Origin of the sequence: Pseudomonas trivialis (genome assembly GCF_001439805.1) — a bacterium.
In the GTDB taxonomy this organism is placed as follows: Bacteria; Pseudomonadota; Gammaproteobacteria; order Pseudomonadales; family Pseudomonadaceae; genus Aquipseudomonas; species Aquipseudomonas trivialis.
Genome location: NZ_JYLK01000018.1, coordinates 1 through 14,397, shown reverse-complemented (window position 1 = coordinate 14,397; position 14,397 = coordinate 1). Strand labels below are relative to the sequence as shown.

The 14,397-nt window shown below is 61.4% G+C and carries 11 protein-coding genes and 1 pseudogene; 6 read left to right on the top strand and 6 right to left on the bottom strand.

Features of this window, described 5'->3' with window-relative positions:
- Positions 1-91: 91 nt before the first annotated feature.
- The 3 genes from epsC to mgrA all read left to right on the top strand — a co-directional run bounded on the left by epsC (position 92) and on the right by mgrA (position 4,446).
- Positions 92-1,018, top strand: coding sequence for a serine O-acetyltransferase EpsC (gene epsC, locus TU79_RS21350; protein ID WP_057009859.1), 927 nt, complete (start codon positions 92-94; stop codon positions 1,016-1,018).
- A gap of 347 nt (positions 1,019-1,365) precedes the next feature.
- Positions 1,366-3,327: a choline transporter BetT gene (gene betT, locus TU79_RS21345; RefSeq protein ID WP_169793806.1), complete on the top strand. Its 1,962-nt coding sequence runs from the start codon at positions 1,366-1,368 to the stop codon at positions 3,325-3,327.
- Positions 3,328-3,408: 81 nt separating this feature from the next.
- Entirely contained in the window at positions 3,409-4,446 is a 1,038-nt protein-coding gene (gene mgrA, locus TU79_RS21340; protein ID WP_057009857.1) for an L-glyceraldehyde 3-phosphate reductase, read from the top strand.
- Positions 4,447-4,516: 70 nt separating this feature from the next.
- Here the strand turns inward: mgrA and TU79_RS26125 are convergent.
- The 3 genes and pseudogenes from TU79_RS26125 to TU79_RS21330 form a co-directional block, all read right to left on the bottom strand.
- Positions 4,517-4,606 (bottom strand): annotated as a pseudogene (locus TU79_RS26125) (taurine ABC transporter permease); the annotation flags it as partial.
- Positions 4,607-4,650: 44 nt separating this feature from the next.
- Positions 4,651-6,234 carry a glutamate--cysteine ligase gene (gene gshA, locus TU79_RS21335; RefSeq protein WP_057009856.1) on the bottom strand — a complete coding sequence of 528 codons (1,584 nt, stop codon included), beginning with the start codon at positions 6,232-6,234 and terminating at the stop codon, positions 4,651-4,653.
- 291 nt (positions 6,235-6,525) lie between these two features.
- On the bottom strand, positions 6,526-8,862 hold the full coding sequence (locus TU79_RS21330; RefSeq protein WP_057009855.1) for a Tex family protein: 2,337 nt from the start codon (positions 8,860-8,862) through the stop codon (positions 6,526-6,528).
- 354 nt (positions 8,863-9,216) lie between these two features.
- On the opposite strand from TU79_RS21330, the gene ompR reads away from it, so the two are divergent.
- A complete protein-coding gene (ompR, locus tag TU79_RS21325) occupies positions 9,217-9,957 on the top strand; it encodes an osmolarity response regulator transcription factor OmpR (protein ID WP_015373500.1) in 741 nt (246 codons plus the stop codon).
- A gap of 117 nt (positions 9,958-10,074) precedes the next feature.
- Positions 10,075-11,388, top strand: a complete 1,314-nt coding sequence (locus tag TU79_RS21320; RefSeq protein ID WP_057009854.1) for an ATP-binding protein — start codon at positions 10,075-10,077, stop codon at positions 11,386-11,388.
- A gap of 140 nt (positions 11,389-11,528) precedes the next feature.
- On the opposite strand, the gene rimK is transcribed toward TU79_RS21320, so the two are convergent.
- Genes rimK through rimA form a run of 3 tightly spaced genes read right to left on the bottom strand, consistent with a single transcriptional unit; the run spans position 11,529 to position 13,706 of the window.
- The gene (rimK, locus tag TU79_RS21315) at positions 11,529-12,434 is read right to left on the bottom strand and encodes a 30S ribosomal protein S6--L-glutamate ligase (protein WP_003171022.1); all 906 of its coding nucleotides are present in this window, start codon (positions 12,432-12,434) and stop codon (positions 11,529-11,531) included.
- Positions 12,431-12,913: a retropepsin-like aspartic endopeptidase RimB gene (gene rimB, locus TU79_RS21310; protein WP_057009853.1), complete on the bottom strand. Its 483-nt coding sequence runs from the start codon at positions 12,911-12,913 to the stop codon at positions 12,431-12,433. The genes rimK and rimB overlap by 4 nt, the downstream gene beginning before the upstream one ends.
- 13 nt (positions 12,914-12,926) lie before the next feature.
- Positions 12,927-13,706: a S6 modification regulatory phosphodiesterase RimA gene (rimA, locus tag TU79_RS21305; RefSeq protein WP_057009852.1), complete on the bottom strand. Its 780-nt coding sequence runs from the start codon at positions 13,704-13,706 to the stop codon at positions 12,927-12,929.
- Between the two features lie 116 nt (positions 13,707-13,822).
- Between rimA and TU79_RS21300 the strand changes: the two genes are divergently transcribed.
- A complete protein-coding gene (locus TU79_RS21300; RefSeq protein ID WP_057009851.1) occupies positions 13,823-14,230 on the top strand; it encodes an RNA-binding S4 domain-containing protein in 408 nt (135 codons plus the stop codon).
- Positions 14,231-14,397: the final 167 nt, after the last annotated feature.

The window sequence follows — 14,397 nt, the reverse complement described above, 5'->3', positions numbered from 1 at the left end:
GCCGATAGTGCTTGGCATCACACCATTGGTTCTTAAGGGCGGCCGGGGTGCATACCGTAAAGTGGCGGCCATTACGTCAGGAGTGAAGACCGTGAGTGAGCGTTCCAGTCATTGGCAATTACAGACCATCGTCAGCCAGCTGCGCAGCGCCCGCGACCAGTGGCGCACGCGCAATGGTCGTTTGAGCGGCGAGCATGGCGGGCGTGAACTGCCGTCACGCGAGGCGGTGGCGCAGATCCTCGAAGCCTTGTGCGGTGCGCTGTTTCCGATGCGCCTGGGGCCGGTGGACCTGCGTGAGGAAAGTGAAGATTTCTATGTCGGTCATACCCTGGATGTCGCGCTGAACGCCTTGCTTGCCCAGGCGCGACTCGAGCTTCGTTATGCCGCGCGCCAGGGCGGGCAGGACGACAGCCAGATCGATGCCCACGCCATCCGGCTGATCCAGGGTTTCGCCCTGGCCTTGCCATCCCTGCGCAGCCTGCTGGACACCGATGTGCTGGCCGCCTATCACGGCGACCCGGCCGCGCGCAGCGTCGACGAAGTGCTGCTGTGCTACCCCGGCATTCTGGCGGTGATTCACCATCGCCTTGCCCACCATCTGTACCGCGCCGGCTTGCCGTTGCTGGCGCGCATCAGCGCAGAAATCGCCCACTCGGCCACCGGCATCGACATCCACCCCGGCGCGCAGATCGGCCCGAGCTTCTTTATCGATCACGGCACGGGTGTGGTGATTGGTGAAACCGCCATCATCGGTGAGCGCGTGCGCATCTACCAGGCGGTGACCCTGGGCGCCAAGCGCTTTCCGGCGGACGAAGACGGGCAGTTGCAGAAGGGGCATCCACGGCATCCGATCGTGGAAGACGATGTGGTGATCTATGCCGGGGCGACCATTCTGGGGCGCATCACCATCGGCAAGGGCTCGACCATTGGCGGCAATGTGTGGCTGACGCGCAGTGTGCCGGCGGGGGTGAACATCACTCAGGCCAATCTGCAGCATGAGGATGGGGCGCAGAAATAGCCCCAGAGCCGAACACCTTTCAATGGTGGGAGCTGGCAAGCCAGCTCCCACCGCTTGATCCGCGCCTCATACATGAGCTGTTTATCGCTGAACGTTTCATGAGCCTTATCCGTCATACAAAGCCTTGGCTTGATGTAGGAATTGTCTACCACTCAGCCCTGCGATTAGTCCCCGACCGCCCATCCATGTTTAAATTGAACGCTCGTTCAAGTTAAACCGGTGGTTCGCTGCCCGCTCACAACAGGAGGCTTACCTTTGCTGAGTCCGTTATTTACAGCCACATACCCAACCCTCGGGGTGCATCGTTCATGAGTGCATCGTCCACCCCTTCCAGCGGCCTGGTGCGCATGAATGCGCCCGTTTTCTACTTTGCCGCGACCTTCATTCTGCTGTTTGGCATCACCGTCATCGCGATCCCGCAGCAGGCCGGTGCCTGGCTGCTGGCCGCGCAAAACTGGGCGGCCAACACGGTCGGCTGGTACTACATGCTGGCGATGACCCTGTATCTGGTCTTCGTGGTGGTCACCGCGTTATCGGGCTACGGCAAGATAAAACTCGGTGCCGACCACGACGAGCCCGAATTCAGTTACTTGTCCTGGGCCGGCATGCTGTTCGCCGCCGGCATCAGCATCACACTGTTCTTCTTCTGCGTGTCGGAGCCTTTGACGCACCTGGTGCAACCGCCCCAGGGCGCGCCGCTGAACGCCGAGGCCGCGCGCCAGGCTATGCAGATTCTGTTTCTGCACTGGGGTCTGCACGGCTGGGGCGTATTCGCCTTTGTCGGCATGGCCCTGGCCTACTTCGCCTATCGGCATAACCTGCCGCTGGCGTTGCGTTCGGCGCTTTACCCGCTGATCGGCAAACGTATCAACGGCCCCATCGGCTACGCGGTGGACGGCTTCGGCATCATCGCCACGGTGTTCGGCCTGGGTGCCGACATGGGCTTTGGGGTGTTGCACCTCAACTCCGGGCTGGACTACCTGTTCGGCATAGCCCATACGCAGTGGATTCAGGTTGGCCTGATTACCCTGATGATGGGCGCGGCGATTCTTGTGGCCGTGGCCGGCGTCGACAAGGGCGTGCGGGTGATGTCCGACATCAACATGCTGCTGGCCTGCGCGCTGCTGCTGTTCGTGTTGTTCGCCGGTCCCACCCAGCATTTGCTCAACACCCTCATCCAGAACATCGGCGACTACCTCGGCGCCTTGCCGACCAAGAGTTTCGATGTGTACGCCTACGACAAACCCAGCGACTGGCTGGGCGGCTGGACGGTGTTCTACTGGGCCTGGTGGATTGCATGGTCGCCGTTCGTGGGCCTGTTCATCGCACGGATTTCCCGTGGCCGTACCATCCGCGAATTCGTGTTCGGTGTGCTGCTGATCCCGCTGGGCTTTACCCTGGCGTGGATGTCGATCTTCGGCAACAGTGCCATCGACCAGGTGCTCAACCACGGCATGGCCGCGCTCGGCCAGTCGGCCATTGATGACCCGTCGATGAGCCTGTACCTGCTGCTGGAAACCTATCCGTGGAGCAAGACGGTGATCGCCGTCACGGTGTTCATCAGCTTCGTGTTCTTCGTCACCTCCGCCGACTCCGGCACTGTGGTGCTGTCGACGCTGTCGTCCAAGGGCGGCAACGCCGATGAGGACGGGCCGAAGTGGCTGCGGGTGTTCTGGGGCGCGATGACCGCGCTGGTCACCAGCGCCTTGTTGTTTGCCGGCAGCATCGATTCGCTGAAATCGGCGGTGGTGCTCACCTCGTTGCCGTTCTCGATGATCCTGTTGTTGATGATGTGGGGGCTGCACAAGGCGTTCCATCTGGAATCACAAAAGCAGATCGCGCAATTGCATTCGCTGGCACCGGTGTCGGCGTCGCGCAAGGGCAAAGGCGGCTGGCGCCAGCGCTTGAGCCAGGCGGTGCACTTCCCCTCGCGGGACGAGGTGTACCGTTTCCTCGAGTCGACGGTGCGCCCGGCGATTGAAGAGGTGACGGCGGTGTTTGTCGAGAAGGGCCTTTCGGTGGTCACCCAGCCGGACCCGGCCAACGACAGCGTCAGCCTCGAGATCGGCCATGGCGAGGAACACCCGTTCATCTATCAGGTGCAGATGCGCGGTTACTTCACGCCGTCGTTCGCCCGTGGCGGCATGGGCTCCAAACAGATCAACAACCGTCGCTACTACCGGGCGGAAGTGCATTTGAGCGAGGGCAGCCAGGACTACGACCTGGTGGGCTACACCAAGGAGCAGATCATCAACGACATTCTCGATCAGTACGAGCGGCATTTGCAGTTCCTGCATCTGGTGCGCTGAGGCTCCACGACATCAGGCGTCCTCTCTGGGCGAAAATTGCTGTAAAAGGGAAGGCACACCCAACAGCCCAGAGAGGATTCGATGACGTACATTGCTGCCGAAAACCGCTATGAATCTATCCCGTATCGCCGCACGGGCCGCAGTGGCCTGGTGCTGCCGGCCCTCTCCCTGGGGCTGTGGCACAACTTTGGCGACAGCACCCCGATCGACACCCAGCGCGCGCTGCTGCGTACCGCGTTCGACCTCGGGATTAATCACTTCGACCTGGCCAACAACTACGGCCCGCCCTACGGCAGTGCCGAGATCAACTTCGGCCGTCTGCTGCGCGAAGACTTCAAGCACTACCGCGACGAACTGATCATCTCCAGCAAGGCCGGTTGGGACATGTGGCCCGGCCCCTACGGCCAGGGCGGTGGCTCGCGCAAGTACGTGCTGGCCAGCCTCGATCAGAGCCTGCAGCGCATGGGGCTCGACTACGTGGATATTTTCTACTCCCACCGTTTTGATACCGACACGCCGCTGGAAGAAACCGCCAGCGCCCTGGCCACTGCCGTGCAGCAGGGCAAGGCGTTGTACGTCGGTATTTCGTCGTACTCCGGGGTAAAAACCCGTGAAATGGCAGCGCTGCTCAAAGAATGGAAAGTGCCATTGCTGATTCACCAGCCGGCCTACAACCTGCTCAATCGCTGGGTCGAGAAAGACCTGCTCGACGCCACCGAAGAACTCGGCGTCGGCGTGATCGCGTTTACACCACTGGCCCAGGGCCTGCTCACCGACAAGTACCTCAACGGCGTGCCGGCCGACGCACGGGTCAACCGCCCGGGCGGTGGTTCGCTGCAGGCCGGGCACCTGTCCGAAGCCAACCTCGCCCACGTGCGCGCCCTCAACGAAATCGCCCAGCGGCGCGGCCAGAGCCTGGCCCAACTGGCATTGGCCTGGACGTTGCGTGACCCACGGGTGACCAGCGCACTGATCGGCGCAAGCCGGCCGGAGCAGATCATCGAGAACGTTGGGGCGTTGAAGAACCTGAGCTTCAGCGCAGAGGAACTGGCGCAGATTGATCGGTTTGCGCAGGAAGGCGGGATCAACCTGTGGGAAAAGCCCTCCAGCGCTGAATAAGTAGCGAGTGCGCTTATTGTGGCAAGCCCGCTCACCACGGGAATGTGGTTGCCTGAAATGACTCGTGCATTCAGCGTGACTGACCATGCCACGGCACCCATTTGCGCTGCAGGGCGCGCAGGCCCATTTCCATGGCGAAGGCGATCACGGCGATCACCAAGGTCGACCAGCCCCTCCCATATTTGGAACGAGGCAGATCTTCGTTCAGTTGCTGATGGCCAAAATGCTCGCTTGGTAAGACCCGACAAACACATCGAAGTCGCCCACTTCGGTTTGTTCCAGCTCCGCCTGTTGCGCCAGCGACTTGCGCGCCAGTTCTTCGAAGCGCGCCTGTTCGTCAGCTGCCAGCGGCTCCCTGCGGAAATACTCGGCATGCAGTTGGCTCTGGTGCAGGGAGAACTGCGCAAAGCTCTCCTTGCGCTCGGCCATCGCCGCCAGTACCTGGGCCGACGGGGTCAGCGACGGGTCCTGAATTTTTGCCAACTGGGCGTCCAGTGCCTGGCTGTGTTCGCCGATGCCGTGGCTCTCATCGAGCAGGGCGGCCAGTGGCGCGATCTGCTCCAGCAGCTCGGTGGCCCATTGCTTCATGTCCACCGCCGCGCCGTCGCGCTGCAACGCCAGGCCCGGGCGACGGCCTTCCTTGACCACGCTGAGGAAGTTGGAAGTGGCGTTGCCGCATTCGTTGTTGGCTAACAGCGGGCTGTCGTTGAGTGCGCAATACAGCAGGAACGCGTCGAGGAAGCGCGACTCTGGCAGGTCGATGCCCATCGGCAGGAACGGGTTGATGTCCAGGCAACGCACTTCGATGTACTGGATGCCACGGGCCACCAGCGCCTGGATTGGCCGTTCGCCGGTGTAGGTCACGCGCTTGGGGCGGATGTTGGAGTAGTACTCGTTTTCGATCTGCAGGATGTTGGTGTTGAGCTGCACCCACTCACCGTCCTTGTGCGTGCCGACTTCGACGTACGGCGCGTAGGGCGTTGCCACCGCTTCGCGCAGGCTGTCGGTGTAGCTGCTCAGGTCGTTGTAGCACGGCGTGAGACCGGCCTGGGCGTTGCTCTGGTAACCCAGGTCGCTCATGCGCAGGCTGGTGGCATAGGGCAGGTACAGCGTGTCGGCGTCCAGCACTTCGAGCTGGTGCGAGCGCCCGCGCAGGAACCCGGCGTCCAGGGCCGGCGAGGCACCGAACAGGTACATCAGCAGCCAGCTGTAGCGGCGGAAGTTGCGGATCAGCGCGATGTAGGCCGTGGACTGATAGTCACGCTCGGTGCCGACAAAGCCTTCGGTGTCCTTGAGCAGCGGCCACAGCTGTTCCGGCAGGGAAAAGTTGTAGTGGATGCCGGCGATGCACTGCATGGTCTTGCCGTAACGCAGGGCCAGGCCCTTGCGGTACACGTACTTGAGCTGTCCGATGTTGGAGGTGCCGTAGTAGGCAATCGGGATGTCTTCCTCGGCCGGCAACGGGCACGGCATCGACGGGCTCCACAGGTATTCGCTGCCGAGCTTGGTGTAGGCAAAGCGGTGGATCTTGTCCAGGCTGCTCAGGGTATCGGCCGGGTTGGGCAGGGCCGGCGTGATGAATTCCAGCAGCGATTCCGAGTAGTCGGTGGTGATCAATTCGTTGGTCAGCGCGGCACCCAGGGCTTCGGGGTGCGGCGTTTGCGCCAGGCGACCCTCACCGGTGACGCGCAGGCATTCCCGCTCGATGCCGTGCAAGCATTGCTCCAGCAGGGAAAGGTGTTCGCGCTTGCCGAGCAGGGCCAGGCGGCGGTTGAGAAGTTCGCTCAAGTTGGATTCCTTCACGCGTCAGTCGCCCCAATATGGGGGTGGGCAGGACGGTCTACAAGGGTGAAGTGGAAACTGGCGTTATCGCCTGGTTTTGAGTCGAGGTGGCCCGCATTGAAAAAGCCTCCATCACTCCATGAATTGGGCTACAGCGCATCAAGAAAATTCCGACGCTGTGATTGCAGCGCCGAAATTAACTCAAATCGCGGGTGGGGAGCTATAGGGCAGCGAAGGTGCCCTGCGCTTTTGCGACACGTCTTGCATGCAGTTACCTGCAAGACGTTGATTTGACCCTCAGCGCTTTTTCAACTGCTTGGCGTTGGCGAACAGCGACGCCATGGCGTTATTGGCTGGCGCTGCCGTCGCGGTTTCCTTGCGCGGTTGGCTGTTTTCCGAGCGGTTCTGCGACTGACGCGGTGCCGAACCCGGGCGTGCGCCACGGGCACCGTCGACTTTCTCGCCGGGGGTATCGCTCATGCGCATCGACAGGCCGACGCGTTTGCGCGGGATATCGACTTCCATGACCTTGACCTTGACCACGTCACCGGCCTTGACCGCTTCACGCGGGTCCTTGATGAATTTCTCCGACAGCGCGGAGATATGCACCAGGCCGTCCTGATGCACGCCAATGTCCACGAATGCGCCGAAGTTGGTCACGTTGGTCACCACGCCTTCGAGAATCATGCCCGGCTGCAGGTCCTTGAGGTCTTCGACGCCGTCCTGGAACTCGGCGGTCTTGAACTCGGGACGCGGGTCGCGGCCGGGTTTTTCCAGCTCTTGCAGAATGTCGGTGATGGTCGGCACGCCGAAGGTTTCGTCGGTGTATTTCTTCGGGTCCAGGCGCTTGAGGAACGCGGCGTCGCCGATCAGCGAGCGAATATCGCGGTCGGTTTCGGCGGCGATGCGCTGCACCAGCGGATAGGCTTCCGGGTGGACGGCGGACGAATCCAGCGGGTTGTCGCCATTCATGACACGCAGGAAACCGGCGGCCTGTTCGAAGGTTTTTTCACCCAGGCGTGCGACTTTTTTCAGCGCGGCGCGGGTCTTGAACGCACCGTTTTCGTCGCGGTGAGTCACGATATTTTGTGCCAGGGTGGTGTTCAGGCCGGAGATGCGCGCCAACAGCGCGACCGAGGCAGTGTTCACATCCACGCCGACCTTGTTCACGCAGTCTTCCACCACCGCATCCAGGCCACGTGCCAGTTTCAGCTGCGATACGTCGTGCTGGTACTGGCCGACACCGATGGATTTGGGGTCGATCTTTACCAACTCGGCCAGCGGGTCCTGCAGGCGGCGGGCGATGGACACCGCGCCTCGGATCGACACGTCGAGGTCCGGGAACTCCCTGGACGCCAGTTCCGACGCCGAGTACACCGAAGCGCCGGCCTCGGAAACCATGACCTTGGTCATCTTCATGGCCGGGTATTTTTTGATCAGTTCGGCGGCCAGCTTGTCGGTCTCACGGCTGGCGGTGCCGTTGCCGATGGCGATCAGGTCCACCGAATGCTTGGCACACAGGGCGGCCAGGATTGCGAGGGTCTGGTCCCACTTGTTGTGCGGCACATGCGGGTACACGGTGGCGTGGTCCAGCAGTTTGCCGGTGGCGTCGACCACCGCGACCTTGCAACCGGTGCGCAGGCCAGGGTCCAGGCCCAGGGTGGCGCGCGGGCCGGCGGGGGCGGCCAGCAGCAGGTCGTGCAGGTTGTGGGCGAACACATTGATCGCCTCGGTTTCCGCGCCGTCACGCAGTTCGCCCAGCAGGTCGGTTTCCAGGTGGGTGTAGAGCTTGACCTTCCAGGTCCAGCGCACGACTTCACCGAGCCACTTGTCCGCAGGACGGTTCTGATTCTGGATGCCGAATTGTTGCCCGATCATGCCTTCGCACGGGTGCATGGTGCCCGGCAATTCATCGCCGACTTTGAGCGCAGAGCTGAGAATACCTTCGTTGCGCCCACGGAAAATGGCCAGCGCACGATGGGACGGCATGCTCTTGAGCGGTTCGTCGTGCTCGAAGTAATCGCGGAACTTGGCGCCTTCTTCCTCTTTGCCGGCAATGACACGGGCGCTGAGGACGGCTTCCTGCTTGAGGTAGTTGCGCAGTTTTTCCAGCAGGTTGGCGTTTTCGGCGAAGCGCTCCATGAGGATGTACTTGGCGCCTTCGAGAGCGGCCTTGACGTCGGCGACGCCTTTGTCGGCATCGATGAAGCGTGCGGCTTCGGCTTCCGGGCTCAGCGACGGGTCGTTGAACAGGCCGTCAGCCAGCTCGCCGAGGCCGGCTTCCAGGGCGATCTGGCCCTTGGTGCGGCGCTTTTGCTTGTAGGGCAGGTAGAGGTCTTCGAGGCGGGTCTTGGTGTCGGCGAGTTTGATATCGCGTTCGAGTTGCGGCGTGAGCTTGCCCTGTTCCTCGATGCTGGCGAGGATGCTGATGCGCCGTTCGTCGAGTTCTCGCAGGTAGCGCAGGCGTTCTTCCAGATGCCGAAGCTGGATATCGTCGAGGCTGCCGGTCACTTCCTTACGGTAGCGGGCGATGAAAGGCACCGTGGAGCCTTCATCCAGTAGAGCGACGGCCGCTTCGACCTGTTGGGGGCGTACGCCGAGTTCTTCGGCGATGCGGCTGTTGATGCTGTCCATAAAACCACCTGAAATTCTGAAAAGCAGCTCGCGGGCCCGCAAAACAAGGCCCGGCAAGACTGGTTGAGCGGCCCGACCGGCACCGCTGCCTGGGTCAAGAGGCTGCCAATTGACCCTCGAAATCGAAAACGTCGCGTCAAGCGGGTAAAAAAACTGGCAGTAAACGGAAACGATCTGACGTTGCCCTGCGAGACGGCGGCGCATTATAACCAGCGTTCTGTCCTTGAGGGGTACTGCGCCAATGGTTGTAGGACGCGGGTCTGCTGGTGGTCGAGGAAAAATCTGCTAACAATGCACACGGTGCGTATAACGGCAGCTAGGCCATAATGCGCGCCGAGATAAGAGGAGCATCCAATGAGCAGCACTGCACAAACTGCTGAAGGCGAAAAAATTCTCATCGTTGATGACGACCCGGGGCTGAGCAGCCTGCTGGAGCGCTTCTTCAACTCCAAGGGCTACCGTGCCCGCGCGGTGCCGAACACCGAGCAGATGGACCGTCTGCTGGGGCGCGAAGTATTCAACCTGGTCGTACTTGACCTGATGCTGCCCGGCGAAGACGGCCTCACCGCCTGCAAACGCCTGCGTGGCGCGAACAACCAGATTCCAATCATCATGCTCACCGCCAAGGGCGACGAGCTGAGTCGCATCAAGGGCCTGGAACTGGGCGCTGATGATTACCTGGCCAAGCCGTTCAACCCTGACGAACTGATGGCCCGGGTCAAGGCCGTACTGCGGCGTCAGGCCCCGCCGGTACCGGGCGCTCCGGGCAGCGAGGACGAAAGCGTCACCTTTGGCGACTACGAGCTGTCGCTGGCGACCCGTGAACTCAAGCGTGGCGACGAAGTACACATGCTCACCACCGGTGAGTTCGCGGTACTCAAGGCCCTGGTGATGAACGCGCGCCAGCCGCTGACACGCGACAAGCTGATGAACCTGGCCCGTGGCCGGGAATGGGATGCCCTGGAGCGCTCCATCGATGTGCAGATATCCCGTCTGCGCCGGATGATCGAGCCGGACCCGTCCAAGCCTCGCTATATCCAGACAGTCTGGGGTGTGGGTTACGTGTTTGTGCCGGATGGCACTGCGACCAAGTGACCGATGACTTGCAGGCGCGGGTATCCCGGCGTTTGACCCCTTGAGGGTCGACGGGGTGTTCGGCGTCTGCAATTCTGCGAGCGCTGCTTTTTCCTGCCAGGTGTCCGGCTGTCCCTTATGAAAACCCCATTGTGGTTCCCACAAAGTTTCTTCTCGCGCACCCTTTGGCTGGTGTTGATCGTCGTTTTGTTTTCCAAGGCACTCACACTGGTTTATCTGCTGATGAACGAGGACGTGCTGGTGGACCGGCAATACAGCCACGGCGTCGCGCTGACGCTGCGTGCCTATTGGGCGGCCGACCCCGAAAACCGCGAGAAGATCGCCAAGGCCGCCACGCTGGTGCGTGTTGCCGGTGCGGGCGTGCCGGAGGGCGAGCAGCATTGGCCCTACAGTGAAATCTATCAGCGCCAGATGCAGGCCGAGCTCGGTGAGGACACGGAAGTGCGCTTGCGCATGCATGTGTCGCCGGCCCTTTGGGTGCGTGCGCCGAGTCTGGGTGAAGACTGGCTGAAAGTACCGCTGTATCCGCACCCGTTACGCGGGCAGAAGATCTGGAACGTGCTTGGCTGGTTCCTGGCGATCGGTTTGCTCTCCACCGCCTCCGCGTGGATTTTTGTGCGTCAGCTCAACCAGCCGCTTAAGCGCCTGGTATTCGCTGCCCGCCAACTTGGCCAGGGACGCAGCGTGCGACTGCCGGTGAGCGACACACCCAGCGAGATGACCGAGGTGTACGGTGCGTTCAACCAGATGGCGGAAGACGTCGAGCAGGCCGGGCGCGAGCGGGAGCTGATGCTGGCGGGGGTGTCCCATGACCTGCGCACGCCGCTGACGCGTTTGCGGCTGTCTCTTGAGTTGATGGGCAACCACAGCGATCTGACGGACGACATGGTCCGCGACATTGAGGACATGGATGCGATTCTGGATCAGTTTCTGGCGTTTATCCGCGACGGCCGTGATGAGCTGGTTGAAGAAGTCGACCTGACGGACCTGGTACGTGAAGTCGTGGCGCCCTACAACCAGAACGGCGAACAGGTGCGCACGCGCCTGGAGCCGATCCAGCCGTTTGCTTTGCGCAGGGTTTCGATGAAGCGCCTGCTGAACAACCTGATCGGCAACGCCTTGCACCATGCCGGTTCCGATGTGGAAGTGGCAGCCTATGTGTCCGGGGATAGCACGGCACCCTATGTGGTGTTGAGCGTGATGGACCGCGGTGCCGGTATCGATCCCGCCGAACTGGAAGGCATTTTCAACCCGTTCACCCGTGGCGACCGTGCCCGTGGTGGCAAGGGCACGGGGCTGGGGCTGGCGATTGTGCGGCGTATTGCGTCGATGCATGGCGGCAATGTTGAACTGCGCAACCGTGAAGACGGTGGGCTGGAGGCGCGGGTGCGCCTGCCGCTTGGTTTGATGCTGCCCCGAGATGCGGTCTAACCAACAACACTCATTGAAATGTGGGAGGGGGCTTGCTCCCGATAGCGATAGCTCAGTCAAAAATGTTTGACTGACACTCTGCTATCGGGAGCAAGCCCCCTCCCACATCTGGTTTATGGTGTGTCAGAGGAGGAGGGGGTTCAGCCCTTGCCTTTGGTTCTTGTCATGTTCGGGCCACCATTCTTTTCCAGGTGCTGAATGATGATCCCCGCCACATCCTTGCCTGTGGTGGTCTCGATCCCCTCCAGGCCGGGCGATGAGTTCACCTCCATCACCAGCGGGCCATGGTTGGAACGCAGGATATCCACACCCGCCACGGCCAACCCCATCACTTTCGCTGCGCGCAATGCAGTCATGCGTTCTTCCGGGGTGATCTTGATCAGGCTGGCGCTGCCGCCACGGTGCAGGTTGGAGCGAAATTCGCCCGGCTTGGCCTGGCGCTTCATTGCGGCAATCACTTTATCGCCCACCACGAAGCAGCGAATATCCGCGCCGCCGGCTTCCTTGATGTATTCCTGCACCATGATGTTCTGCTTGAGGCCCATGAACGCCTCGATCACCGACTCGGCGGCAGTCGCCGTTTCACACAGCACCACGCCGATGCCCTGGGTGCCTTCCAGCACCTTGATCACCAGCGGTGCACCGTTGACCATTTCGATGAGGTCGGGGATGTCGTCGGGTGAGTGGGCAAATCCGGTGACCGGCAGGCCGATACCTCGGCGCGACAGCAGCTGCAGTGAGCGCAACTTGTCCCGCGAGCGGGCAATGGCCACGGATTCATTCAGGGGGAACACCCCCATCATTTCAAACTGGCGCAGCACCGCGCAGCCGTAGAAGGTCACTGATGCGCCGATGCGCGGGATCACGGCGTCAAACCCTTCAAGGGGCTTGCCCCGGTAGTGGATCTGCGGCTTGTGGCTGGCAATGTTCATATAGGCACGCAACGTGTCGATCACCACCATTTCGTGGCCACGTTCGGTGCCGGCCTCAACCAGGCGGCGGGTGGAATACAGACGCGGGTTTCGCGACAGCACAGCAATCTTCATGCAGCACCTGGGGCAGAAATAGTAGAGACCGGGAACACCGGCTTGTCTTGAACGTACTTGACGCCGGGACTGACCACCAATTGGCCGTCAATCAGCGCCTTGGAACCCAGCAACAGGCGGTAACGCATGGCCTTGCGGCAAGCCAGGGTGAACTCCACGCGCCATACCCGATCACCCAGCGCCAGCGTGGTGCTGATCACATAGCGCACCTGCGCGTGACCGTTGGAGCTCTTGATGGTCTTCATGGTCACCAGCGGCGCCTCGCAGCGCCGATGACGCAGTTGCACGACGGTGCCCAGGTGCGCGGTAAAGCGTACCCACTGCGCACCATCGCGCTCAAACGGCTCGATATCGGTGGCATGCAGGCTCGAGGTACTGGCCCCGGTGTCGATCTTCGCGCGCAGGCCCGCCACTCCCAGGTCGGGAAGGGCCACCCATTCACGCAGACCCACAACGGTCAAATGGTCAAATGTCTTCAATATAGATAACCGGTCAATTCGCCCAGGCTTGAGGAGCAACCTTGGCCAAGGCGTTGAATGCGGGCCTGGCGAACCAGTAGCCCTGCATCAGAAATATTCCACAGTCGGACAGGAAGTTGCGCTCGCCGGCACTTTCGATGCCCTCGGCGATGACAGTAACCCCCAACTGCTCACAGATTGTGACAATCCCCCGGACGATCACCTGACGGACACGGTCCTTGTCGATATCGCGGATCAGCGCCATGTCGAGTTTGATCAGGTCAGGTTGGAAATCGGCCAGCAGGTTCAGCCCCGAATAGCCCGCGCCGAAGTCGTCGATGGCGGTCTTGAAGCCGAATTCGCGGTATTCACGCAGAATATTCGTTAAATGGCGATAGTTATCGACGTACTCACTTTCCACCGTCTCGAAAATCAGTCGGTCCAGCGGGAAATTGTGTGCCCGGGCCGCGTCCAGAGTACTGCGGATACACAGCTCCGGCCGGTACACGGCGTTGGGCATGAAGTTGATCGAAAGATGGCTTTGCATGTCCAGTGCTGTAGCGCGAGCGATGGCCTGGGTACGGCAGCGCTGGTCGAAGCGGTAGCGGTTGCTGTCATTGACCTGGTTCAGCACCGAGAGGGCGCCTTCACCTTGAGGACCTCGCACCAGCGCTTCGTGAGCAAAAATGGAATGGTCACGCAGGTCTACGATAGGCTGGTAGGCGAAGGCAAAGTCGAAGCTCAGCGGCTCGCTTTGCTGGCAACCCACGCAACGCTGGTTGGGCGAGGTGAGTGAAGTGGGGAAGTCGGTCACAGCGTATCCTCGCGAAAACAGGGTGCTACCCGGCGTATCTTAGGTGAGCCTTGGGGTTTATGCGTCGAAGGGTTTCGACGGTAAGGTTGCGACATTTTTCAGAGCGAGGAATTCAAGTGGCTCAGAAGCAGGAAGAGGAAGAAAAGGTCCGTTTGGACAAGTGGCTGTGGGCGGCGCGGTTCTATAAAACCCGTGCGCTGGCCAAGGCTGCCATCGAGAGCGGCAAGGTGCACCATCGCGGCGACCGCTGCAAGCCGGGCAAGGAACCGCGTGTTGGTGACGAGTTTCAGATTCGTACAGGGTTTGATGAAAAAACCATCGTGGTGCAGGCGCTTTCCATCGTACGCCGTGGCGCTCCCGAAGCGCAGGCACTGTACGCCGAGACCGAGGCGAGCGTCGCCAGGCGTGAAAACGCTGCGGCCATGCGCAAGGCCGGGGCGTCAGGCCTGACCACGGATGGCAAGCCGAGCAAGAAGCAGCGTCGCGATCTGTTCAAGTTTCGCGGCAGCGGCAATGAAGACTGATCTCCTGGTTCAAATGTGGGAGGGGGCTTGCTCCCGATTGGGGACTGTCATAAATTTTGTGTTCGGGCATAACATGTTGATAGAGGTGCATGTATGCCGACCAAAAAGAAACCGGGCCGTGAGGCCCCGCGAGACCTTCCATCCATTCCCCAAGAGCTGATCGACCA

Excerpts from the sequence above, each read along its gene's own strand:
- betT (WP_169793806.1), top strand. The coding sequence starts at position 1,366 with ATGAATGCGCCCGTTTTCTACTTTGCCGCGACCTTCATTCTGCTGTTT.
- mgrA (WP_057009857.1), top strand. The coding sequence starts at position 3,409 with ATGACGTACATTGCTGCCGAAAACCGCTATGAATCTATCCCGTATCGC.
- TU79_RS21330 (WP_057009855.1), bottom strand. The coding sequence starts at position 8,862 with ATGGACAGCATCAACAGCCGCATCGCCGAAGAACTCGGCGTACGCCCC.
- ompR (WP_015373500.1), top strand. The coding sequence starts at position 9,217 with ATGAGCAGCACTGCACAAACTGCTGAAGGCGAAAAAATTCTCATCGTT.
- TU79_RS21320 (WP_057009854.1), top strand. The coding sequence starts at position 10,075 with ATGAAAACCCCATTGTGGTTCCCACAAAGTTTCTTCTCGCGCACCCTT.
- rimK (WP_003171022.1), bottom strand. The coding sequence starts at position 12,434 with ATGAAGATTGCTGTGCTGTCGCGAAACCCGCGTCTGTATTCCACCCGC.